Below are 23747 nucleotides of genomic sequence, written 5' to 3' on the forward strand. Positions count from 1 at the left end.
AAGTGAGAGTGGAGGCAGTTTAGAGGAAGAGTCCGGGGCCCGGGCGACTTCCTTCGGGGAATCTGACGCCCACTTTGCCGATCTTGTTCCCGTCCATGACCGCCACCGTCCAGTGGGTGTTGTTCCATTCCACCTGGTCACCGACGATGGGGGCACCCCCGACTTTTTGCGCAATGAACGCGCCCAAAGTCATGTCCGGATCGATGCCTTCGGCCGGTAAGCCATACAACGCTGCAACCGCTTTAAGCTGGGCGTCTCCTTCAAGCACGAAGTCGCCGAAGAAACGCAGATCGAGGCCACGTTGCGGCGCCTGGCTGAACAGTTTGCCGAGGGCCGGCAGGTTGTGTTCATGGCCAATAACACACAGTAAATCATCGACTTCCAGCACCGTACTACCCGACGGATGGAGCAGTTGCTGGCCACGAAACAGGGCGGCGATGCGTGTGCCTTCGGGCATTTTCAGCTCACGCAGGGGCGAACCGATGCACCATTTCTCCGCGCCGAGCTTGTAAACGAACAGCTCCCACTCGCTGGTCACATGCACTTCCAGTGCCGCCCGGGATATCGGCGCGGGTTCTGGCGGAACGGTCACCTTGAGCAATTTGGCCACCCACGGCAGGCTCGTACCCTGCACCAGCAGCGACACCAGCACGATGAAGAACGCCAGATTGAAATACAGCTGCGCTTGCGGCAGGCCGGCCATCAGCGGGAACACCGCGAGAATGATCGGCACCGCGCCGCGCAGGCCGACCCAGGAAATAAAGGCCTTTTCACGACCGTGGAAGGCTTTGAACGGCAGCAAGCCGACCATCACTGACAGCGGCCGCGCGAACAGGATCATCCACAGCGCCAGACCGAGGGCGGGCAGGGCGATCGGCAGTAGATCGTGGGGCGTGACCAGCAGGCCCAGCACCAGGAACATGCCGATCTGCGCCAGCCACGCCATGCCGTCGAGCATGTGCAGAATGCCGTGGCGGCTGCGCACCGGGCGGTTGCCGATGACCAGACCGCACAGGTACACGGCAAGGAAGCCACTGCCGTGCAAGGCGTTGGTCAGCGCAAACACCACCAGCCCGCCAGCGATGATCAGGATCGGATACAGCCCGGCGGCAAGATTGATGCGGTTGACCAATTGCAGCATCACCCAACCGCCGCCCAGACCGATCACGCCACCGATGCCGAATTCGCGGATCAAGTGGGTCAGCAGACTCCAGTGCAGGCCGGTCTCGCCGCTGGCGAGCATGTCGATCAGGGTGACGGTGAGGAACACCGCCATGGGGTCGTTGCTGCCGGATTCGATTTCCAGACTGGCGCTGACCCGTTCGTTCAGGCCTTTACCGCCGAGCAGCGAGAACACCGCGGCGGCGTCGGTTGAACCGACAATGGCACCGATCAGCAGGCCCTGAATCAGATTGAGGTCGAACAGCCACGCAGCGGCCATGCCGGTCAGCCCGGTGGTGATCAACACCCCGACCGTGGCCAGCGACAGCGCCGGCCACAAGGCCACGCGGAAACTCGACACCCGCGTGCGCAAACCGCCGTCGAGCAGGATCACCGCCAGGGCGAGGTTGCCGACCAGATAGGCCGTCGGGTAGTTGTCGAAAATGATCCCGCCACCATCGACCCCCGCCGCCATGCCGACCGCGAGAATGATGACCAGAATCGGAATGCCGAGACGTGAAGAAAGCGAGCTGACCAGAATGCTTGCGCCTACCAGCAACGCGCCGATCAAGAACAGGCTGTTGATGGTCGTCGCATTCAAAGGCAGTACTCCAGAAGCGTAAAGACGAGGCACAAACTGACCATGCAGTCTGCGTGCCAGCGATTCTAACCTGTTGAAATGTGATGCTGTCAAAAAGCTTTTTGCAGAGTCACCCTGAAAATGCGGCGAGTGATGACTGTGGCGAGGGATTCATCCCCGTTCGGCGGCGCAGCCGTCGTAAAACCGTTGTACGCGGGTCCTCAGGTGGAACCGCATACGCTGTTTTTGGGGCGGCTTCGCCACCCAACGGGGATAAATCCCTCACCACAGGGGAAGTTCCAGCGAGGTGTGTTACAGGCTGAACCGCCCAACCATGTTGTTCAGATCCAGCGCCAGGCGCGACAGCTCATTGCTCGCCGCGCTGGTCTGATTCGCCCCGGTCGCCGATTGCACCGACAGATCACGGATGTTGACCAGGTTGCGATCGACTTCACGCGCTACCTGCGCCTGCTCTTCGGCGGCGCTGGCGATGACCAGGTTGCGCTCGTTGATCTCAACGATGGCGCTGTTGATCGTGTCCAGCGACATCCCGCGCCACGGGCGATGTTCAGCGTCGATTCGGCGCGTTCGGTGCTGTTGCGCATTGAATCCACGGCGTGTTCGGTGCCGCTCTGGATGCTGCCGATCATGCGTTCGATTTCGCTGGTCGACTGTTGGGTGCGATGGGCCAGTGCGCGCACTTCGTCCGCCACCACGGCAAAACCACGACCGGCCTCACCGGCACGGGCCGCTTCGATCGCTGCGTTCAAGGCCAGCAGGTTGGTCTGGTCAGCCAGACCACGAATCACGTCGAGCACCTTGCCGATGTCGCGGGATTCATTGGCCAGGTCGCCGATCAAGGACGCGGTGCTCTGCACATCGGCGCTCATGCGTTCGATGGCGCTGACGGTTTCCTGCACCAGATCACGACCGTCGCCCGCCGAAGTGGTGGCGTTTTTCGAGGCTTCCGAAGTGCTGACCGCGTTGCGCGCGACTTCCTCGACGGCGCTGGTCATCTCATTGACCGCAGTGGCCGCCTGCTCGATTTCATTGTTCTGCTGGGTCAGGCCGCGAGCACTCTCGTCGGTGACGCTGTTCAGCTCTTCCGCAGCAGACGCAAGCTGCGTGGCCGAACCGGAGATGCGCTGCAGGGTGTCGCGCAGCTTCGATTGCATCTTCGCCATGGCCGTGAGCAGGCGCCCGGCTTCATCTTCGCCATCGACATGGATCGGCTGGGTCAGGTTGCCTTCGGCGATGGTTTCCGCCGCTTCGAGTGCCTTGGAAATCGGCTTGGTGATGCTAGTGGTCAATAACCAGGCGAATACCAACGTCAGGCCGCTGGCAATCACCAACAGGGTGACGACCAGGTTGAACGACATTGAATACTGGTCACTGGCACCTTGATTGGTCTCTGCGATCTGCTGGGTGTTGATCTCCAGCAAGCGCGCCAGCGCGGTATTCACCGCTTCCGAATTGCTCAGCAAATCGCTGTTGAGCATCTGCCGCAACTCGTCGACCTGATTGTTGCGCGACAGGGTTTTCATGCGCTCTTCAAGCTGACGGTACTGCGCCAGCAATTGCACGTACTGATCGTACGCCGCACGTTCCTGCGGGCCTTCGATCAGTGGCTCATAGGCGCGTTGCGCATCGGCGATCTGGCGGTTGCGCAGGTCGAACAGCTCGATGGTTTTCTGCTGCACGTCGGGTTCGCGGTTGATCAGCAGGCGGTAAGAAAGCACGCGCAGGCGCAGGGTCAGTTGAGTGAATTCATCGAGGGCCTTGATCGATGGCACGCTGGCGGTGGCGATGTCTTCGCCGGCCGCGCGGATCTTGCTCATCTGGTTCAGCGCAAACACGCCGAGGATCAACATCAGGCCGCCGATCAGGGCGAAGCCGGTGAACGCCCGTGGGGCGATATTCATATTGCGAAGGGACATGGGCGGATACCGAAAAGGGCCGCATCCATGCGGGCTGAGACTGCTGTATGGGTGACTTATCGGTCATACGACTAAAGTCTTGAGGTGGTGTGCGTATTTGTCGCAGACGGCGCTGTGCGACGAAGTGCAGGAACCAGATCGACCATTCACAGTCTTTTAAACTCGCGAGAAGCTTCGCCACCCAGGAAAATCAAGGCCTTGCGCCGGTTTAACCCTGGCATCCGTGGTGACTTTTCTTTATCTTACGCGCCCTTTGAAAAACGCTTGGAAGATCAAAATGTTGGAAGCATCCCTCAGCCAATTGGAACAGCTCGTCAGCGACCTGGTGCAACAGAACCAGACCCTGCTGCAGACCAACCAGACCCTGTCCACGGAACTGGCCCAGGCCAAGGATGAAAACGAAAACCTGCAACTGAACCTGATGGAGCAGGAAGAAAAACACGGCGCCACCGCCGCGCGCATCCAGGCGCTGGTTGATCGCGTCAATGCCGGTCCTGTCAGCGCATGAACCACGGCACAGCAGGGGTAAAAGTCATCTCCATTCTCGGCGAGGACTATTCGATCAAGGCACCGGCCGGGGAAGAACAGACCCTGCTGGACGCGGCGATGATGCTCAAGGCAGCGCTGGAAGACACCAAGCGCAAATACCCGACGCTGATCGGTGACCGTTTGCTGGTGCTGGCAGCGATGAATCTGTGCTCGCAGCAGATCGAAATGAAGAAGCAGCACAAAGAAGAACTCGAGCGTTATCAAGAGCAAGTCAGCGCCACGGTCGAGACGATTGCCAAGACCATCAGTCAGGGCTGATGAGGTTGCGCACAACCAGGGAATAGATTGTCGGTTGGGATGTATACAATCGGCACGGCTGTTGCAGTGTTTCGGCCACTTATTCCTTGGGGTGCTCCATGCAGTGGTGGCGACGCAGTATTCAGTGGCAGTTGATTATTGGCATGGGCGCGGCCCTGCTGATCAGCATCGTGATTGTGGTTGGCATTTATACCCTGGTGGTCAACCGCCTCGCCCAGAGCTATCTGGTCGAACAAGCGCTGCCGTCGAGCATCGAAGCGACGCGCAACGACATCGAACGGATCCTCGTACAACCGCTCACCGCCGCCAAAGACATCGCCAGCAACAGCATGGTGCGTGACTGGCTGGCATCCGGCGAAGACAGCAGCAAAACCGCGCTCTTCGCAGAGTATCTGGAAGGCATCCGCGCTGAACACAAAGCGTTTACCGCGCTGATCATCGGCACTGAATCCAACCACTACATCACCGAAAAAGGCTTGGATCGCACCCTCAGTCGCGCCAAACCGGCCGACGCCTGGTTCTATTCCTTTCTCGACAGCAATCAGCCGCGCACCCTCAATATCGACAACGACGGCGCCACTGGCGAGCTGGCCCTGTTCATCGATTTGAAGGTCGAGCAGGCCGGTAAAGTGGTTGGTGTCGCCGGACTCGGGCTGAGCATGAAAGAGCTGTCGGAGCTGATTCACAACTTCAGCTTCGGCGAGCGCGGCAAGGTCTATCTCGTGCGTTCCGACGGTCTGATTCAGGTCCATCCTGAAGCGCAGTTCAGCGGCAAACGCACCTTGACCGAGCAGATCGGTGCCAACGCGGCGCAAGCGCTGATGGGCCACAAAGAGGCGGTCAACAGCAGCTTCCAGCGCGAGGGTGAAGACTTCCTCGCCTTCAGCCTGCCGCTGCGCGATCTCGGCTGGACGCTGGTGGCCGAAGTGCCGCAGTCGCAGATCTACGCCGAAGCACGGAAAGCGATGTGGATGAGTGGCGGCATCGGTCTGGTGGTGGCGTTGGTCTGCCTGGCGCTGGTGGTGTGGCTGGCGCAGGGCTGGTGCGACCGATTCGACAAGTAACACGGGCGCTGGTGGCCATCGGTAGCGGTGGTGGAGATTTGACTCACCGGTTAGATTCCAGTCGTGCCGATGAGCTCGGCGACCTGGCTCGCGGCTTCAACCGTTTCCTCGACAGCCAGCGCGCGATGATCGGCGAAGTGCTGACCACCAGCGAGCGCTTGCGCACGGCCGTGGGCCAAGTGGCGAAGGTGGTGGACAACACCGCCGAGCGATCCGGCCGCCAACAGGAAATGACCGACATGGTCGCCACGGCCGTTCACGAAATGGGCCTGACCGTGCAGGAAATCGCGCAGAACGCCGGCAATGCCGCGCTCGCCTCGCAAACAGCCCGTGATGAAGCGTTGCAGGCGCGGGAGGTGGTCGGCGGCTCGATCCGTCATATCGAAAGCATGTCCGATGACATCGGCGTGGCGGCGGGGGCGGTGGCTGAGCTGGCGCAGCAAGTGGCGTCGATCGATTCGGTGCTGGCGGTGATTCGTGGCGTTTCCGAACAGACCAATCTGCTGGCACTCAACGCCGCCATCGAAGCTGCCCGCGCTGGCGATATGGGCCGCGGCTTCGCAGTGGTCGCTGATGAAGTGCGCACCTTGGCACGCAGGACTCAGGCCTCGACCGACGAAATCCAACTGATGATCGGCAGCCTCAAGCAAGGTGCGGAGAACGCCGTGTCTTCGATGCGCACCGGCCAGGCCGCAACCGGCACCGGGGTTGAATCAAGCCAGCGGACCGGCGCGTCGCTGACGGCGATCACCGGCCAGGTCGAGCGCATCAGCGATATGAACCATCAGGTGGCGACAGCGACCGAAGAGCAGTCGGCGGTGACTGAAGAGATCAACCGCAATGTGCAGGGGATTTCCGATCTGGCACGGGCTACGGCGGGGAGGTTCGTGCGTGTCGCGAGGACTGCCAGATGTTGCAGAAACTGGCGGATGACCTGGCGCGGCAGATGGGTGGGTTCAAGTTGAGTTGATGCTCCGTCAGCTCGTGCCTCTTCGCGGGCAAGCCCGCTCCCACAGGGTTCTGGGGTGTTCACGCAACATGAACACGCCACAATACCTGTGGGAGCGGGCTCGCCCGCGAAGACGGCATCAGCCACTACGCATAATCCGGATCAGAACCACTCCTCGCGCATCCCCAGACACGTATCATCCCGCGCCTCCAGCAAGTCCAGCTCATGCTGGCATCCCGGCACTTCCCATGTCAGGAAATACCGCGCCGCCTGCAACTTGCCCTGATAGAAGTCGACATCCGCCGAATTGCCTTTGGCCAGGCCTTCCTCGGCGCGGATCGCCTGCTCCAGCCAGCGCCAGCCGATCACTGCGTGGCCGAACACTTTCAGGTACAGCGCCGAGTTCGCCAGGCTGCTGTTGACCTTGCCTTGGGCTAGGTCGGTGAGCAGGCCGATGGTCACGGTTTGCAGGCGGGCCACGAGTTTTTCCAGCGGTTCGCGCAGCGCAGTCAGCGAGTCGTACTCAGTGGCGCGTTCGCCAGTGTTGGCGATCAATCTGATCAATTGCTTCAGACCGGCGCCGCCGTTTTGTGACAGTTTGCGCCCGAGCAAATCCAGCGACTGAATGCCGTGGGTGCCTTCGTGGATTGGATTCAGGCGGTTGTCGCGGTAGTACTGCTCTACCGGGTATTCGCGAGTGTAGCCGTGGCCGCCAAGAATCTGGATCGCCAGTTCATTGGCCTTCAGGCAGAACTCCGAAGGCCAGGATTTGACGATCGGCGTCAGCAGGTCCAGCAGCTCATGTGCCTGTTTACGCTCGGCTTCGGTTTCCAGCGTGGTGGTGTCATCGAACAGCCGCGCGGCATACAGGCCGAGGTCAAATGCGCCTTCGACGTAGGATTTCTGCGTCAGCAGCATGCGTCTGACGTCCGCGTGCTGAATGATCGCCACCGGCGCCGTGCTCGGATCCTTGCTGTCGGGCACCCGACCCTGCGGCCGTTCGCGAGCATATTCCAGTGAGTACAAGTAGCCCGCATAACCGAGCATGACTGCGCCCATGCCGACGCCAATCCGGGCTTCGTTCATCATCTGGAACATATAGCTCAAGCCGTGGTGCGGCTTGCCCACCAGATAGCCGACACACTCGCCGTTATCGCCGAAGTTCAGCGCCGTCGATGTGGTGCCGCGCCAGCCCATCTTGTGGAACAACCCGGCGAGCAGCACGTCGTTGCGCTGGCCGAGGCTGCCGTCGTCGTTGACCAGAAACTTTGGCACGATGAACAGCGAAATACCTTTCACCCCCGGCGGTGCATCCGGCAGTTTGGCCAGAACCATGTGCACGATGTTTTCCGAGAGCGGGTGATCACCGCCGGAGATGAAAATCTTGTTGCCCTTCAGGCGATAGGTGCCGTCGGCTGCCGGCTCGGCGCGGGTGCGGATATCCGACAGTGATGAACCGGCGTGGGGCTCGGTCAGGGCCATGGTGCCGAAGAAGCGTCCGTCGATCATGGGTTGCAGGAAGCGCTGTTTCTGCTCTGCGCTGCCGAAGCTCTCGATCAGGTTGGCCGCGCCCATGGTCAGGAACGGGTACGAGGTCGACGCGGCGTTGGCGGACTGGAAGTGCGCGAAGCAGGCTTGCGACAGCAGGGTCGGCAATTGCATGCCGCCGGCCTCGAAACTGCGCGCGGCGTTGAGGAATCCCGCCTCGAGAAAGGCATCCACCGCCGGTTTCACTTCGGGAATCAGAATGGCCTGGCCATTTTCATAGCGCGGCTCGTTTTCATCGCCTCTGCGGTTGTGCGGGGCGAAATACTTTTCGGCGATGTTGCGCGCGGTGCCGATGGCGGCGTCAAAGGTCTCGCGATTGTGCTCGGCAAAGCGCTCGCGCCGGGTCAGGCCCTCGGCATCGAGGACTTCGTACAGCTCGAAAGCCAGATTGCGGGAACTGAGCAGCGTCTCGGACATGGCGGCCTACCTTAAAGAAAGTATGCCGCAGTCTAGGTAGGCCCATAAAAATGGGGAAGGAAGATAGATAAGGGTGATGGGGCGGCACAAGCCACAAGCTTCAAGCTGCAAGTAAGAGCAGTTTGCTTTTACTTGCAGCTTGTCGCTCGAAGCTTGTAGCTGCTTTTATCCGATCGTCATCAGGCTGGCATTACCCCCGCCGCAGCGGTGTTGACGCTCAATGCCCGTTCGATCACCAGACGCTCCAGGGCAATGTTGGTCTCGCCCTGGGACAGGCCCTGCACGCCAACGATCGCGCCGCCACGCTGGGCGATCTGCTGGCAGACGCCGCGCAACTGGTCGGAGTGGCCGTGATGCAGCACGGCATCGAACACCACTTCGTCTTTGTTCCAGTCGGCAACGCGCTTGATTCGCGCCTGGACTTCCTTCGGCAGACGGGCGAACAACGCCTTGGTCAGCTCGGATCCCGGCCACACCGCCGAACCGCCCACCGCCAGCACCGCCGCAAGTTGCGTCAGCAGATCACCTTCAACTTCCGCCAGGCACAGCACGTGTTCGCGCGGCAGGATCGCGTAGCTGTTTTTCTCGCCGGTCGGGCCAGCCAGCACGCGGGTGATGCCGCTCTGCGATTGCGCCGCGTATTGCACGCACAGAGTGCTCAGGTCGGCAAACTGGTTGTTGTCGGCCCAGGCTTTCAGGGCGTTCAACGATTGGCTCAAGGCATCGCGCAAACGCACGTCCGGAGCGACGATGGCGTCACCGCGAGCGAAGGATTGTTCGATGGCGTCGGTCGGACGCGTCGACAGCAGGCGATACAGATACAGCGGGCCACCGGCTTTCGGGCCAGTACCCGACAGGCCTTCGCCGCCGAACGGCTGCACGCCGACCACGGCACCAACGATGTTGCGGTTGACGTAGACGTTACCGGCGTTGACGTTGTCGATCACCTTGGCGATGGTCTCGTCGATGCGCGTGTGCACGCCCAGCGTCAGGCCGTAACCGGAGGCGTTGATCTGGCCGATCAGGTTATCCAGCTCTTTGCGCTTGTAGCGCACCACGTGCAGTACCGGGCCGAAGATTTCGCGTTGCAGTTCGTCGAAGCTTTCCAGCTCGATCAGGGTCGGCATGACGAAGGTGCCGCGCTTGATCTCTTCGCTGTCGGCAATCGCCACTTGGTAAACATTGCGACCTTTATCGCGCATGCCCTGGATGTGCTTGTCGATGCCGGCCTTGGCTTCGGCGTCGATCACCGGGCCGATGTCCACGGACAGACGCTCGGGGTTGCCGAGACGGCTTTCGGCCATCGCACCCTTGAGCATTTCGATGACGCGATCGGCGGAATCTTCCTGCAGGCACAGCACGCGCAGTGCCGAGCAACGCTGACCGGCGCTGTCGAAGGCCGACGACACTACGTCGATCACCACTTGTTCAGTCAGTGCCGAGGAGTCGACGATCATCGCGTTCTGGCCACCGGTTTCGGCGATCAGCGGAATCGGACGGCCCTGGCTGTCGAGACGGCCAGCGATGTTGCGTTGCAGCAAGCGCGCGACTTCGGTAGAGCCGGTGAACATCACGCCTTTGACGCGTTCGTCACCGACCAGACCGGCGCCGACGGTTTCACCGCGACCCGGCAGCAGTTGCAGCACGCCCTCCGGGATGCCGGCTTCGAGCATCAGACGCACGGCCTGCGCGGCAACCAGTGGCGTCTGCTCGGCCGGTTTGGCCAGTACCGGGTTACCGGCGGCCAATGCCGCAGCCACCTGACCGCTGAAGATCGCCAGCGGGAAGTTCCACGGACTGATGCAAACCACCGGACCGAGTGGGCGGTGGGCGTCATTGCTGAAATCGTTGCGCGCCTGCACTGCGTAGTACCGTAGGAAGTCGACCGCTTCGCGGACTTCGGCGATGGCGTTGGCGTAGGTCTTGCCGGCTTCACGAGCCAACAGGCCCATCAGCGGCTGGATCTCGCCTTCCATCAAGTCAGCGGCACGTTCCAGAATCGCCGCGCGCTCGGCCGGCGGCGTGGCCTGCCAGATCGGCGCGGCGTTCAGCGCGCATTGAATGGCGTTGTCGACGTCTTCGACGGTAGCTTCTTGAACGTGACCGACCACATCGCGGTGATCGGACGGGTTCAGCACGGCCGCCGGCGTTTCGTTGCTGGAAGCGCAACCAAGCATCGGCGCGGCTTTCCAGTCGTTGTGTGCAGTGGCGAGCAAAGCGCAGGACAGCGAGGCCAGACGATGTTCGTTGGCCATGTCGATGCCGCTGGAGTTGGCGCGCTCGGCACCGTACAGATCACGCGGCAGTGGAATGCGCGGGTGCGGCAGGCCGAAACCGCCTTCCACGGTGGCCATCTGCTCGATCTGCGCAACCGGATCGGCCACCAGTTCCTGAATCGAAATCGACTGGTCGGCGATACGGTTGACGAACGAGGTGTTGGCACCGTTTTCCAGCAGGCGACGCACGAGGTACGCCAGCAGGGTTTCGTGAGTGCCGACCGGGGCGTAAACGCGGCACGGACGGTTCAGCTTGCCCTCGGAAACCTTGCCGACAACCTGCTCGTAGAGCGGTTCGCCCATGCCGTGCAGGCACTGGAATTCGTACTGGCCCGGGTAATAGTTCTGACCGGCAATGTGGTAAATCGCCGACAGGGTGTGGGCGTTGTGCGTAGCGAACTGGGGGTAGATGACTTCCGGCACCGACAGCAGTTTGCGTGCGCAAGCAATGTAGGAAACGTCGGTGTACACCTTGCGGGTGTAGACCGGATAGCCTTCCAGACCCTCGACCTGGGCGCGTTTGATTTCGCTGTCCCAGTACGCGCCTTTCACCAGGCGGATCATCAGGCGATGGCGGCTGCGGCGGGCCAGATCGATCACGTAGTCGATCACGTACGGGCAACGCTTCTGGTAAGCCTGGATGACGAAACCGATGCCGTTCCAGCCAGTCAGCTGCGGCTCGAAGCACAGACGCTCGAGCAGATCCAGCGACAGCTCAAGGCGGTCGGCTTCTTCGGCGTCGATGTTCAGACCGATGTCGTATTGCTTGGCCAGCAGGGTCAGCGACAGCAGGCGCGGGTACAGCTCGTCCATCACCCGCTCGTACTGCGCGCGGCTGTAACGCGGGTGCAGGGCCGAGAGCTTGATGGAAATGCCCGGGCCTTCATAAATCCCACGGCCGTGGGAGGCTTTGCCGATCGAGTGGATCGCTTGTTCGTACGAGGCCAGGTATTTCTGCGCGTCAACTTCGGTGAGTGCCGCTTCACCGAGCATGTCGTAGGAATAACGGAAGCCCTTGGCTTCGAACTTGCTCGCATTGGCCAGCGCTTCGGCGATGGTTTCGCCGGTCACGAACTGTTCGCCCATCAGGCGCATGGCCATGTCGACGCCCTTGCGGATCATCGGCTCGCCGCTCTTGCCGATGATGCGGCTCAGCGACGAGGTCAGGCCGGCTTCGTTGTGGGTGGAGACCAGTTTGCCAGTCAGCAGCAGGCCCCAGGTCGCAGCGTTGACGAACAGCGACGGGCTGTTGCCCAAGTGCGGATGCCAGTTGCCGGTGCTGATCTTGTCGCGGATCAGCGCGTCGCGGGTGCCTTTGTCCGGAATGCGCAACAGCGCTTCGGCCAGGCACATCAGCGCCACGCCTTCCTGGGACGACAGGGAGAATTCCTGCAGCAGGCCCTGAACAATACCGGCACGACCGCCGGCACTTTTCTGGTTGCGCAGTTTTTCGGCGATGGTCGCCGCGAGCTTGTTGGTGGCTTCGGCCATCGGGGCCGGCAGGCGCGCCTGCTCGATCAGCATCGGCACCACTTCCGGCTCAGGGCGGCGGTAGGCGGCGGTGATCGAAGCGCGCAGAACCGATTGCGGCAGGATGCTTTCAGCGAATTCGAGGAAGCATTGGTGAGCGTGATCGGTCTGCACTTCGCCTGCGTCATCGGCGTCTTTGGCGGTCAAACCGTTCAACTCGGTCAGGGTTGCACCACCCTCTAGTTTTTCCAGGTAATTGAAAATTGCCTGCTTGATCAGCCAGTGCGGCGTGCGATCAATCGAGGTTGCGGCAGCCTTCAGGCGCTCGCGGGTCGGGTCATCGAGTTTGACCCCAAGGGTGGTGGTAGCCATATTTTTATCCTCATGGTTGCCACAGTTGCGTGGCATCAGCTGGCCGCAAGATTAGCCGTGCGCTGAATGAGGTGCAACCGGGTGCAACCCTTTTTTGCCGGAATAATACGCAGCTCGTCAGGAAATAATTTCTGGTACGAATGCGCTGCTCCTGCTTGGTGCTTTTGCTTCTAGCAAAGAGCCATGACTGCGACAAAAGGGAGCAAAAACGGTGTGATCGTCGATTAATCCGACTGGGTGCAACTAATTCTCGCGAAACTGGTTGCACCTTATTTGCTTTGTTGCATAGCATTCGCCGCCAAGGTGCAACCGGGAATAACCCGGTGTACCGGCTGATGGCTTTCCTGGGGAAACATCAGTCTTAAATGCGCGGGATCCCGGATCGTCTGCCAAACGTCGTCGTTTGCGAGCGGTTCACCACCGCCGCTACATAAAAACAAAGCCAGGGCGTAACTCAATGAGCGTAAGCAATCCAACCCTGATCACGTTCGTGATCTACATCGCAGCAATGGTGCTGATCGGCTTGATGGCCTATCGCTCCACCAACAACCTTTCCGACTATATTCTCGGCGGTCGCAGCCTCGGCAGCGTTGTCACCGCGCTGTCTGCCGGTGCCTCCGACATGAGCGGCTGGTTGCTGATGGGCCTACCGGGCGCCATCTACATGTCCGGCCTGTCCGAAAGCTGGATCGCCATCGGCCTGATCGTCGGTGCCTACCTGAACTGGCTGTTTGTCGCCGGCCGTCTGCGTGTGCAGACCGAGCACAACGGCGATGCCCTGACTCTGCCGGATTATTTTTCCAGCCGTTTCGAAGATAAAAGCGGCTTGCTGCGGATTATCTCGGCAATCGTGATTCTGGTGTTCTTTACCATCTACTGCGCTTCCGGCATCGTCGCCGGTGCCCGCCTGTTCGAAAGCACCTTCGGCATGACCTACGAAACGGCGCTGTGGGCCGGTGCGGCGGCAACGATTGCCTACACCTTCATCGGCGGTTTCCTCGCGGTGAGCTGGACCGACACCGTGCAAGCGACCCTGATGATCTTCGCGCTGATTCTCACGCCGATCATCGTCCTGCTGGCAACCGGCGGCGTCGACACCACGTTCCTCGCTATCGAAGCGCAAGATCCGAGCAACTTCGACATGCTCAAAGGCACCACCTTCATCGGCATCATCTCGCTGATGGGTTGGGGTCTGGGCTACTTCGGTCAGCCGCACATCCTCGCGCGTTTCATGGCGGCGGATTCGGTGAAGTCGATTGCCAAGGCGCGTCGCATTTCCATGACCTGGATGATCCTGTGCCTGGGCGGCACCGTGGCGGTGGGCTTCTTTGGTATCGCTTACTTCTCGGCGCACCCGGAAGTGGCCGGTCCTGTGACCGAGAACCCGGAGCGCGTGTTCATCGAACTGGCGAAAATTCTCTTCAACCCATGGGTTGCCGGTGTGTTGCTGTCGGCCATTCTGGCTGCGGTAATGAGCACCCTGAGCTGCCAGTTGCTGGTGTGCTCGAGCGCCCTGACCGAAGACTTCTATAAAGCTTTCCTGCGCAAGTCCGCTTCGCAACTGGAGCTGGTCTGGGTCGGTCGTGCCATGGTGCTGCTGGTAGCCCTGATCGCTATCGCGCTGGCTGCCAACCCGGAAAACCGCGTACTGGGCCTGGTGTCCTACGCCTGGGCCGGTTTCGGTGCTGCGTTCGGTCCGGTGGTGCTGATCTCGGTAGTCTGGAAAGACATGACCCGCAACGGCGCACTGGCCGGTATTCTGGTCGGCGCGATCACCGTGGTGGTCTGGAAGCATTTCGAACTGCTGGGTCTGTACGAAATCATTCCGGGCTTCATCTTCGCCAGCCTTGCCATCTACTTCGTCAGCAAGGCGGGTGAGCCGACTCGCGGCATGGTTGAGCGTTTCGAGGCAGCGGAAAAAGACTTCCATCTGAACAAGTGATGGACTGAGCTTCGGCTCACCTGAAAACGGCCCGCTTCCTAGAGGAAGCGGGCCGTTTTTTGTTGCCTGTGGTTCTTCAAGAACACTGAAGAACCCTGTGGGAGCTGGCTTGCCAGCGATGACGGTGTGTCAGTCAGCGATAAGTTGAATGTGCCGACCTCATCGCTGGCAAGCCAGCTCCCACAGGGACACTGACCGGCTTGAAGAAATGTCTGTAGTCAAAGTGCTAATTTCTAAAGGTCCTTTCAGCAAACCACGTAGGGCAAATCTGAATTTCCCGTCACCTGCTCAGCACCCCTTGCCCCTCATGCAGAATCGCCCGCCCTCACACTGCAGAGAGACATCGGATGTTCGCGCCTGCCAATCAACCGCGTTTCACGTTGACCCTCGAAGGCGCCCAGCATGACCTCAAAGTTCTTGAGTTCACGGGCAGGGAAGCCATCAGCCAGCCATTTCGCTTCGAACTGGAACTGGTCAGCGAGCGGCCGGACCTGGATCTGGAAAGCCTGCTGCATGGTCAGGCGTTTCTGAGTTTCGAGGCTCAGGGTTGCGGTATTCATGGTCAGATTTATCAGGTCGGACAGGGAGACTCCGGGAAACGCCTGACACGCTATCACCTCAGCCTCGTCCCGCGTCTGACATATCTCGGGCATCGCATCAACCAGCGGATTTTCCAGCATCAGAGCGTGCCGCAAATCGTCACGCAGGTCCTCAAGGATCACTCGATCCTGCGCGATGCGTTTGAGTTTCGCCTGGGCAGCGAATACCCGCAGCGCGAGTACTGTGTGCAATACGCCGAAAGCGATCTGGCCTTTATCCAGCGTCTGTGTGCCGAAGTCGGCATTCATTACCACTTTCAACACAGCCCCGAAGGCCATCTGCTGGTGTTCGGCGACGACCAGACCGTGTTCCCCAGGCTGCCCGAGCCGACGCTTTATCTGCCGGGCAGCGGCATGTCCGCTGGCGCGCCGGCGATCCAACGTTTCAATGTGCGCGTGGAAACCCGCACCAGCGTCGTCACCCGGCGCGACTACAACTTCGAAAAACCACGCCTGTCTCTGGAAAGTCGCAGTGACGGCGAGCAGCGTCCGGTGCTGGAGGACTATCACTTCCCGGCCAATTCAGTGATCGCGAAACCGGCAAACAGCTGACTCGGCGAGCGCTGGAACGGCACGTTGCCGATTACCGTCAGGCCGAGGGCAGCAGCGACGAGTCTTCACTGGTCTGCGGGCATTTCCTGCAACTCACCGAGCATCCACGCAGCGACTGGAATGATCTGTGGTTGCTCACCACCGTCGAACATCGCGGGCGCCAGCCGCAAGTGCTGGAAGAGTCGGTGACCAGCGATGGCGAATCCTTCCAGGGCTACCGCAATACTTTCGTCGCCACGCCGTGGGACGTGATCTTCCGTCCGGCGCTGGCGCCGGAAAAGCCGCGCATGTCCGGTTACCAGCCCGCCGTGGTCACCGGACCGAAAGACCTGGAGATCCATTGCGATGAATTTGGCCGGGTCAAAGTGCAACTGGCCTGGGACCGCGATGGCGAATTGAACGAGCACTCCAGTTGCTGGCTGCGCGTCGCGACCGGTTGGGCTCACGATCACTACGGCAGCGTATTGATTCCGCGAGTCGGCATGGAAGTGCTGGTCGGCTTCATTGATGGCGATGCCGACAAGCCGCTGGTCATGGGATGCCTGCCAAATGCGGCGACTCCGGTGCCGCTGGACCTGCCGGCGGACAAGACCCGCAGCATCTTCCGCAGCCAGAGCAGCCCTGGCGGTGGCGGTTATAACGAACTGCGCATCGAGGATAAAAAGGGTGCGGAGGAAATCTACCTGCGTGCCCAGCGCAACTGGACCCAGCATGTGCTCAACGACCAGCAGTTGCAGGTCGACAACCAGCGCAGTGTGGTGGTCACCGGCACCGCCCGCCATGAACTGAAGGCCGACGAACAGCGCATCACCCACGGCCAGCGTCAGACAGAAGTGAGGCAGGATGATCATTTGTCCGTGCTCGGCGATCGACAGGTTCGGGTGAACAGTCAAGCCACCAGCGCCTCGGCGCAGATCCATATCAGCGCAGGCCAGCAAGTGGTCATCGATGGCGGCGCGAGCGCGACGATTCAGGCCGGCGGACAGTGGATCAACATCGGCCCCGGCGGAATTTTCAGCAGCGTGCCGATTGTTGTTGGCGGCGCGCCGATGGCGGCGATGAGCGCGGCGCCGGTGGTGCCGGGTTTGGCGGAGAAACTGACCGCTGCGCCGGCGGCGATTCTCACGGCCGCACAGATCATGAGTTTCAAAGGTGATGCGCCGTTCTGCGAAGAGTGCGAGCGTTGTAAGGATGGTGTTTGTGCAGCCTGAAGAGTTAACCCCAGAAGATTGGCTGGCGCGTCAGCCGCTGCTGGCGTCAGAACAACTGTTTTCAGTTTTCAGCCGCGCCAGCGACGCCGATGCGTTCAAAGCCTGGCAGGGCACAGCGAGTCCAGTGTGGGCCGAGACCATTTATGCCGAGTGGGATGCTGTGATGCCCTATGTGGGAATTGTCGCTGCGGACAGTGAGTTTTTACGTTGGGTGGCGGAAACAGAATCTCGGGATTGGGGATGGTTGGCGGTGTCTTCGGCAGATCTGGAAGTGCTGGTCGAACATTTCCGTAGCCTGACTCAAGTGCTGATGCCGGACGGTAAAGCGGTGTTTTTCCGCTTCTGGGACGGTCGTTTTCTGCTGCCTCTTTTGCAGTCTGGCGAGGTCAATCCCGCGCAATTGCTGCCGGTCGTTTCGCGAGCCTTGATCAATGGGCAAGCCATTGACGTCGGGGGCGTGCGCTGGTTTCGGGGCGAGTCTTCCCGTGGTGGAGCGTGCCGCAATCGCTGTTGGCGCAGACTGATGCAAGCGTACGCATCGCCAATGTCCTGCAGTGGCTGAGCGAGGAGCAGCCGGCCGTGTTCGAGGCGTTTCCCGAGACGGTCCTGCGCTGCAAGGTCGGGCAGTTTTTCAAATTATCGATGTCGGAAGATTCGTCACGATCGGCGCTTCTGGAGTTTTTACTGGCAGAGGCAGAATGAAATTTCGGGGCAAACGCTTCGGACGTTTCCTTCGAATTGCGGCGGTTTTCATGAACTGGTGCGTGGTGGGTTGCAGGGATAGTCTTTTCGTTGTCACTGCGAGAGCGGTGGCAGGGTGAAGGATCCCCGCATTCATGACGTTACAGTTCGTTGGCTTTTTGCGGCACTTGGTTCAAGTCCGTAAGATCGTTCGCGGCGGCTGTGCGTGGGGCACGCTTCGGCGTGGCCGAGGTCCATGATTGCTCGGTTCCTACTCCTGCGCACAGCTGCCACCCTAACCCGTAGGAAGGTGTGATGGCGGCTCACGTTTATCAATCATGGGACCCGGAAAATGACCAATATGCATACTGATCCACCCTACGAAAAAATCACGCCTCACCCCGACAACCGCTTCATGGCCCTCACCGGCAATTGCAGCGACATGCCCAGCCTGTTCATCGACACCCACGTGCCCCTCGACATCCTCATGGACGCCGCCAACCATCGCATCCGCGCCGTGGTCCAGGTTCTGGAAAACATGTGCATGCGCGGCTCGATCGAATGCGACTCTGTGATCCTCAGCGACTTCGCCCTGCTGTGCGCCATCCCATTGCGTGACGGCTGTGACGTGCTCGATGTCATCGGCAAGCGCCTGCGCAGCTTGCCCGCCTGAAGATCAGAAGATCGCAGCCTTCGGCAGAGTGAGCGCCCATCCCGTGTAGGAGCCGCCGAAGGCTGCGATCTTTTGATGTTGATTGAAATCAGGGGGTCAGTCAGAGATGTAGGCATCTTGAGTTTTGATAAAGCGGTTGAACGCTTCGGAGTTGTAGATCTTCAGGCACGCAAGGAACACCACTTTTTCATTTGAGTGTTTGCTGCGTGAAGGTGTCTGCTGGTAAGCCGCCGATATGTAGCTCAGTGTTTCTTTATAGGGATCGTGCAGCACTTGCAGCGTGTCTTCATTTTGCAGGATGGAATGTAGGCCGTTGCCCATGAATGAATAGGCATGGGCGGACAGCGCAATGTCTTTTTCCAGCGCTGAGCGTTCGTTGAATGGCTTCAGAATGCAGTGGCTCAGCCCGTAGTTCTTTAGTGTCTGGCGTGCCTGTTCAATGTGAGTTTCGTCGGCAAGGGCGAGGTATGGACTTAGAAGGCTGAGTGAACAGATGATGAGATATCGCATGAGTTTTTGACTTCCTGTCGTTCATGGTCAGCCAGTTTAACGGCATAAAAGCAAAGCCCCTCACCCTAGCCCTCTCCCAGAGGGAGAGGGGACTGACCGAGTTGTCTGGGTGATGTACGCCGACCTGCGACTTCAGTGGTGAACTTCGCTTGGCCAAGCCTGAGATCACGTCGATCATTCAGGTCGATGTAACTCGCAAGATCGCCACCGTAAGTCCCTCTCCCTCCGGGAGAGGGTTAGGGTGAGGGAAAGGCTTTTGTCCACTCGGCTGCGAACCCCTGACTTGCCGTCCGGTAAAAGGTAAACTTTGCGGCCCTCGCAGGAGCAGCCATGAATTATCGTCACGCCTTCCATGCCGGCAATCACGCCGATGTGTTCAAACACCTGACCTTGACCCGCCTCATCGCTCTGATGTCGCGCAAGGAGCAGCCGTTTGCCTATCTCGACAGCCACGCGGGCATTGGTCTGTATGACTTGCAGGGTGATCAGGCCAATCGCACCGGCGAGTATCTGGAAGGCATTGCGCGGTTGTGGGATCAGCCGGACCTGCCGGCGCTGACTGCCGACTATATGAAGGTGCTACACGAGATGAACCCGGATGGCCAGTTGCGCTATTACCCGGGTTCGCCGGAGCTGGCGCGGCGCCTGACGCGGCCGCAGGATCGGGTGATGCTCAACGAGAAGCACCCCGAAGATGGCGTGTTGCTCAAGGACAACATGGCCGGCGACCGTCGGGTAAAAGTGCATCTGGGCGAGGGCTGGCACGTGGCGCGGGCGATGTTGCCGGTGCAGGAAAAGCGCGCGGTGATGCTGATCGATCCGCCGTTCGAGCAACTCGACGAGATGCAGCGTTGCGCGGCGTCGATGAAAGAAGCCATCGGCCGCATGCGCCAGACCGTGGCTGCGATCTGGTATCCGGTGAAGGATCAGCGTGCACTGCGGCGTTTCTATCAGGACCTGGCAGGCACGGGTGCACCGAAGTTGTTGCGTGTGGAGCTGCTGGTGCATCCGCTGGACACGCCGAACAGCCTGAACGGTTCCGGGCTGGCGATCGCCAATCCGCCGTGGGGGCTGGAAGAAGAATTGCGTGAGTTGCTGCCGTGGTTGTCGAAGAAGCTGGGGCAGACTCAGGGTGGCTGGCAGATGGATTGGTTAATAGCGGAATGAAGCTACAAGCTACAAGCTACAGGCTGAAGCGAAAACAGCGCTTGCAGCTTGAAGCTTGCCGCTAGCAGCTTTTAGCTCGGCATGCACACGCCGGTGCCGCCAATCCCGCAGTAACCTTCAGGGTTCTTCGCCAGATACTGCTGGTGATAAGCCTCGGCAAAGTACACGGTCGGCGCCTGGTCGATCTCGGTGCTGATTTCACCCAGACCGGCCTTGGCCAGTTCCGCCTGATACACGTCTTTGCTTTTCAGTGCTGCATCCAGTTGCTCCGGGGTGGTCGCGTAGATCACCGAGCGGTACTGAGTGCCGATGTCGTTGCCCTGACGCATGCCCTGAGTCGGGTTGTGCAGTTCCCAGAACATCGCCAGCAGTTCTTCGTAACTCACTTGAGCCTTGTCATACACCACCAATACCACTTCGGCGTGGCCGGTCAGGCTCGAGCAGACTTCTTCGTACGTCGGGTTCGGCGTGAAGCCGCCGGCGTAACCTACCACGGTGCTGACTACGCCTTCGCGCTGCCAGAAGCGTCGTTCCGCGCCCCAAAAGCAACCCAGACCGAAGATTGCAAAGTCGACGTCCTGAAAGAATGGACCGAGCAGCGGGGTGTCTTCGAAGACGAAGTGTTTTTCCGGCAGGGTCATCGGGGTTTCGCGGCCGGGCAGGGCTTGTTCTTTGGTTGGAAGCACGTTTTTGTTCACCAGAATTTCCGAGCGCAGAACCATGATCGTTCCTCTCAGTCAGGTTGGAGGTAAAAAGTCAGACCGCCAGTGTGCCGAATGATGCCGGAATTCGCACTATCAAAACTGTGGGAGCGAGCCTGCTCGCGAAAGCGGGGTGTCAGGCGACGAAGATGTCGATGGTTTTATCGCCTTCGCGAGCAGGCTCGCTCCCACAAGGGATCTTCATAGAGGCAGGCTTTAGAGGCACAGCGGCCCACGCGGGTAGCGCTTGAGGGCTTTGATCAACTCGTCACCGGGAATCGGTCGGTCGAACAGATAACCCTGGCCGACGTCGCAACGATGCCGGCGCAGGAACGCCAGTTGCTCGGCGGTTTCGATGCCTTCGGCGACGACCTTGAGTTTCAGGTTGTGGGCCATGGCGATCACGGCGGAGGTGATTTCCATGTCGTCCTGGTTGTCCGGAATTTCATGGATGAAGCTGCGATCGATCTTGATGATGTCGATCGGGAATTTCTTCAGATAGCTCAGCGACGAGTATCCGGTGCCGAAGTCATCCATGGCTAGGGTCAGGCCCAGGCGCTTGAGCTGGTCGAGCTGCAAGTGGGTGTCTTCGGTGGCTTCCAGCAGCAGGCCTTCGGTCAGCTCCAGCTCGAGCAGACTCGCCGGCAGCGCTTCTTCCCTGAGGATGTTGGCGATCGAGGCGACCAGATCCGGATCGGAGAACTGTTTCGGCGACAGATTGATCGCCACTTGCAGATTGCCCAGGCCGGCGGCGGTCAAGGATTTGCTCATGCGGCAGGCCTGACGGGCGATCCATTTGCCGATCGGAATGATCAGGCCGGTTTCCTCGGCGACGCTGATGAACTGGTCCGGGCGGATCATGCCGCGTTCCGGATGGTTCCAGCGCAACAGCGCTTCCATACCCAGCAGGCGCCCACTGCGTAGGCACAGTTTCGGCTGGTAGAACACGTCCAGCTCGTTCTGGGTCAGGGCGCGGCGCAGGTTGTTCTCGACGAACAGTTTGTAGCTGGCTTCGGCGTTCAGCGCTTCAGTGAACACCTGCAACTGATGTTTACCGTTGGCCTTGGCCTTGTGCAGCGCCAGACCGGCGTTGCGCATCAGTGTCTGCGGATCGCGCCCGTGCAGCGGCGCGCAGGCGAGGCCGACGGAGCCGGTGACGCTGATCAGCTGATTGTCGACGAACATCGGCTTGTCGAGGGTCATGAGCAACTGACTGGCGATCTGCTGCCCGGCTTCAAGATCGGTGTCGTCGAGCAATACGGCAAATTCGTTACTGGCAAAACGCGCCAGGCTCCCACTCGGGCTGAGGCTGTTGCGCAGGCGCCGGGCGAGGCTGATCAACAGTTTGTCGCCGGTCTGGTGACCGAGGCTGTCGTTGATCCGCTTGAAGTTGTCGATATCGACCAGCAACAGGCTGATCGGCGCATCGCTGTCGCGGGCAAAACGCTCATCGAGATTGCGGATGAATGCCGGACGATTGCCGAGGTTGGTCAGGTTGTCGGTATAGGCCAGGCGCTCGATACGCTGCTGCGCGAGTTTGGTCTGGGTGATGTCTTCGTAGATGCCGATGTAATGCGTCAGCTCACGGTTGTCGCCATAGACCTTGGAAATCGACAACTGCCCCCAGTAGGGTTCGAGGTTTTTCCGGCGGCTCTTGAATTCACCCTGCCAGCTGTTGCTCTGGGCCAGCGCCGAGGGCGCGTCGAACAGCAGTTCGCTGAGGTTTTCCAGCGCCGGCAACTCCGACAGGCGCTGACCGTGGACTTCCTCGGTGGTGTACTGGGTGATCGCGGTGAAGCTCGGGTTGACGTACTCGACAACGCCGTCGCAGTTGACCAGCAAAAAGGCGTTGGCGCTTTGCTCGACCGCGCGCTGAAACAGGTGCAGGGCGCTGGTGGCAGTGCGGCGGTTGTGGTTGTTGATCACTTGCGCGAACTGGTCGGCCAGCTCGCCGGCAAAGGCAATTTCGTCGGACTGCCAGGCGCGGGTCGCGCCGGTCTGTTCCAGACACAACACGCCGACCACTTGCCCGTCGACGCGAATGCTGGCGTCGAGCATGGCGTTAACGTCACGCGGACGCATCGCCTCGGCCATCTCGCGGGTGCGCGGGTCGTGCATGGCGTTGTGGGCATCGATGGCGCGGCTGCTGTGCAGCGCCTCCATGTAATCGGGAAGCCGCTGATATCGATCGGCTCCGGCAGCAGGTATTCCTGGGTCGCACGATGGTAGGCGGAGATCGGCAGCAAGCGCTGGCCTTCGAGGTTCCACAGGCTGGCGCAGTCGATCTCGTAAATGTCGCAGGCGCAGCGGGTGATCAGCTCGGCGGCTTCCTGCAGCGAGTTGTGCGTGCTGTAGCGCTGGCGTGCGAGCAGCAGAATCAGATCCTGCTGGGCGCGTACGCGTTCCAGATGCTGCAGTTGTTCCTGCTGGGCACGCTGGTTCAGCTCAAGGGCGATTTGCAGGCGCGAGTTCTGGGTTTCCAGGTCGACCGAAGGCAGCGCCTGGGTTTCGTCGAACACCTCGTCGACGGCCAGCAGGTAGCCGCGCAGCAAATGCCGGTTGTGCTGTTTGTAGGCTTCACCCAGCTCGAGGATGTTCAACGCGCCGGCGGCGGTGTGCAGGGTGTAGCGCACCACGTAATGCGCGCTTTTGCTCAACTGCTGCTGGATCGCGTCATGCAGTTGGTAGCGCGCTTCGGGCTCCATCAGGCTGGCGTAGGGCGAGCCGACCAGGGCGCAGAGCTCGACGGCCGGCTGGCCGAACTGGCGTTCGCAGTTGGGATCGAGGAACAGCATCGCCCAACTGGCTTCATTCAAGCGCTCGAAACGCAGCATGCCGAGCCGCGAGGGCACAGGCAACTGCGTCACTACCTCGGCCGCCATACGGCTGGCGGCATCGGGTTGGCTCTTCATGAAGGGAACTCGCTTGGAAATATGCTGAATGCGCCGGGCTCTCGCCCTCTTGTCTGTTGGCTGCGGCAAGGTTGCATCATTGCGGCACCGACTGACAAGAGAGATGAAGGCCAAGTGCTATAAGAATATGTCGGCTGCAGTGAACATTTCTCCAGTGCATGACTGAAATGAACAAAAGATCACAGCTTCACGCCGCCCCAACAGGGTAATGCGCCTGG

The 23747-nt window shown here is 60.4% G+C and carries 9 protein-coding genes and 6 pseudogenes; 8 read left to right on the top strand and 7 right to left on the bottom strand.

The genetic code is table 11. The features are described from left to right. Positions 1 to 19 precede the first annotated feature (19 nt). Together LJU32_06795 and LJU32_06800 are read right to left on the bottom strand one after the other, a co-directional pair. Positions 20 to 1762 (bottom strand): potassium/proton antiporter, encoded by a 1743-nt coding sequence (locus LJU32_06795; GenBank protein WKV89987.1) that lies wholly within the window; start codon positions 1760 to 1762, stop codon positions 20 to 22. Between the two features lie 291 nt (positions 1763 to 2053). Further along, positions 2054 to 3678 (bottom strand): annotated as a pseudogene (locus tag LJU32_06800) (methyl-accepting chemotaxis protein). 277 nt (positions 3679 to 3955) lie between these two features. On the opposite strand from LJU32_06800, the gene LJU32_06805 reads away from it, so the two are divergent. From LJU32_06805 to LJU32_06815, 3 genes and pseudogenes are all read left to right on the top strand, one after another. Further along, positions 3956 to 4186, top strand: a complete 231-nt coding sequence (locus LJU32_06805; GenBank protein WKV89988.1) for a hypothetical protein — start codon at positions 3956 to 3958, stop codon at positions 4184 to 4186. After that, entirely contained in the window at positions 4183 to 4485 is a 303-nt protein-coding gene (locus tag LJU32_06810) for a cell division protein ZapA (GenBank protein ID WKV89989.1), read from the top strand. The genes LJU32_06805 and LJU32_06810 overlap by 4 nt, the downstream gene beginning before the upstream one ends. Before the next feature lie 98 nt (positions 4486 to 4583). After that, positions 4584 to 6519: pseudogene (locus LJU32_06815) on the top strand (methyl-accepting chemotaxis protein). Between the two features lie 141 nt (positions 6520 to 6660). Here the strand turns inward: LJU32_06815 and LJU32_06820 are convergent. Together LJU32_06820 and putA are read right to left on the bottom strand one after the other, a co-directional pair. Further along, complete coding sequence (locus LJU32_06820; GenBank protein WKV89990.1) at positions 6661 to 8463, bottom strand: acyl-CoA dehydrogenase; 1803 nt, start codon at positions 8461 to 8463, stop codon at positions 6661 to 6663. A 165-nt stretch (positions 8464 to 8628) separates the two neighbouring features. Then, a pseudogene (putA, locus tag LJU32_06825) lies at positions 8629 to 12581 on the bottom strand (trifunctional transcriptional regulator/proline dehydrogenase/L-glutamate gamma-semialdehyde dehydrogenase). A gap of 457 nt (positions 12582 to 13038) precedes the next feature. On the opposite strand from putA, the gene putP reads away from it, so the two are divergent. The 4 genes and pseudogenes from putP (at position 13039) to LJU32_06845 (ending at position 18239) form a co-directional block, all read left to right on the top strand. Next, complete coding sequence (gene putP / locus LJU32_06830; protein ID WKV89991.1) at positions 13039 to 14523, top strand: sodium/proline symporter PutP; 1485 nt, start codon at positions 13039 to 13041, stop codon at positions 14521 to 14523. A 347-nt stretch (positions 14524 to 14870) separates the two neighbouring features. After that, positions 14871 to 16885: pseudogene (gene vgrG, locus LJU32_06835) on the top strand (type VI secretion system tip protein VgrG). Beyond that, positions 16875 to 17587: pseudogene (locus tag LJU32_06840) on the top strand (DUF4123 domain-containing protein). Before vgrG ends, LJU32_06840 begins: the two co-directional pseudogenes overlap by 11 nt. 331 nt (positions 17588 to 17918) lie before the next feature. Further along, the gene (locus LJU32_06845; protein ID WKV89992.1) at positions 17919 to 18239 is read left to right on the top strand and encodes a hypothetical protein; all 321 of its coding nucleotides are present in this window, start codon (positions 17919 to 17921) and stop codon (positions 18237 to 18239) included. 96 nt (positions 18240 to 18335) lie between these two features. On the opposite strand, the gene LJU32_06850 is transcribed toward LJU32_06845, so the two are convergent. Continuing rightward, positions 18336 to 18749 (bottom strand): hypothetical protein, encoded by a 414-nt coding sequence (locus LJU32_06850; GenBank protein WKV89993.1) that lies wholly within the window; start codon positions 18747 to 18749, stop codon positions 18336 to 18338. Positions 18750 to 19079: 330 nt separating this feature from the next. Between LJU32_06850 and rlmJ the strand changes: the two genes are divergently transcribed. Continuing rightward, positions 19080 to 19916: a 23S rRNA (adenine(2030)-N(6))-methyltransferase RlmJ gene (rlmJ, locus tag LJU32_06855; GenBank protein WKV89994.1), complete on the top strand. Its 837-nt coding sequence runs from the start codon at positions 19080 to 19082 to the stop codon at positions 19914 to 19916. Between the two features lie 71 nt (positions 19917 to 19987). Here the strand turns inward: rlmJ and msrA are convergent, their stop codons facing one another. Continuing rightward, a complete protein-coding gene (gene msrA, locus LJU32_06860; GenBank protein ID WKV89995.1) occupies positions 19988 to 20638 on the bottom strand; it encodes a peptide-methionine (S)-S-oxide reductase MsrA in 651 nt (216 codons plus the stop codon). Between the two features lie 195 nt (positions 20639 to 20833). Beyond that, positions 20834 to 23529: pseudogene (locus LJU32_06865) on the bottom strand (EAL domain-containing protein). Positions 23530 to 23747 lie beyond the last annotated feature (218 nt).

Source organism: Pseudomonas sp. B21_DOA (assembly GCA_030544685.1).
Classification (GTDB): domain Bacteria; phylum Pseudomonadota; class Gammaproteobacteria; order Pseudomonadales; family Pseudomonadaceae; genus Aquipseudomonas; species Aquipseudomonas fluorescens_AO.

Bases quoted from the DNA above. Each gene is read 5' to 3' on its own strand.
- LJU32_06805 (WKV89988.1), top strand. From the start codon at position 3,956: ATGTTGGAAGCATCCCTCAGCCAATTGGAACAGCTCGTCAGCGACCTG.
- LJU32_06810 (WKV89989.1), top strand. From the start codon at position 4,183: ATGAACCACGGCACAGCAGGGGTAAAAGTCATCTCCATTCTCGGCGAG.
- LJU32_06820 (WKV89990.1), bottom strand. From the start codon at position 8,463: ATGTCCGAGACGCTGCTCAGTTCCCGCAATCTGGCTTTCGAGCTGTAC.
- putP (WKV89991.1), top strand. From the start codon at position 13,039: ATGAGCGTAAGCAATCCAACCCTGATCACGTTCGTGATCTACATCGCA.
- LJU32_06845 (WKV89992.1), top strand. From the start codon at position 17,919: ATGACCAATATGCATACTGATCCACCCTACGAAAAAATCACGCCTCAC.
- LJU32_06850 (WKV89993.1), bottom strand. From the start codon at position 18,749: ATGCGATATCTCATCATCTGTTCACTCAGCCTTCTAAGTCCATACCTC.
- rlmJ (WKV89994.1), top strand. From the start codon at position 19,080: ATGAATTATCGTCACGCCTTCCATGCCGGCAATCACGCCGATGTGTTC.
- msrA (WKV89995.1), bottom strand. From the start codon at position 20,638: ATGGTTCTGCGCTCGGAAATTCTGGTGAACAAAAACGTGCTTCCAACC.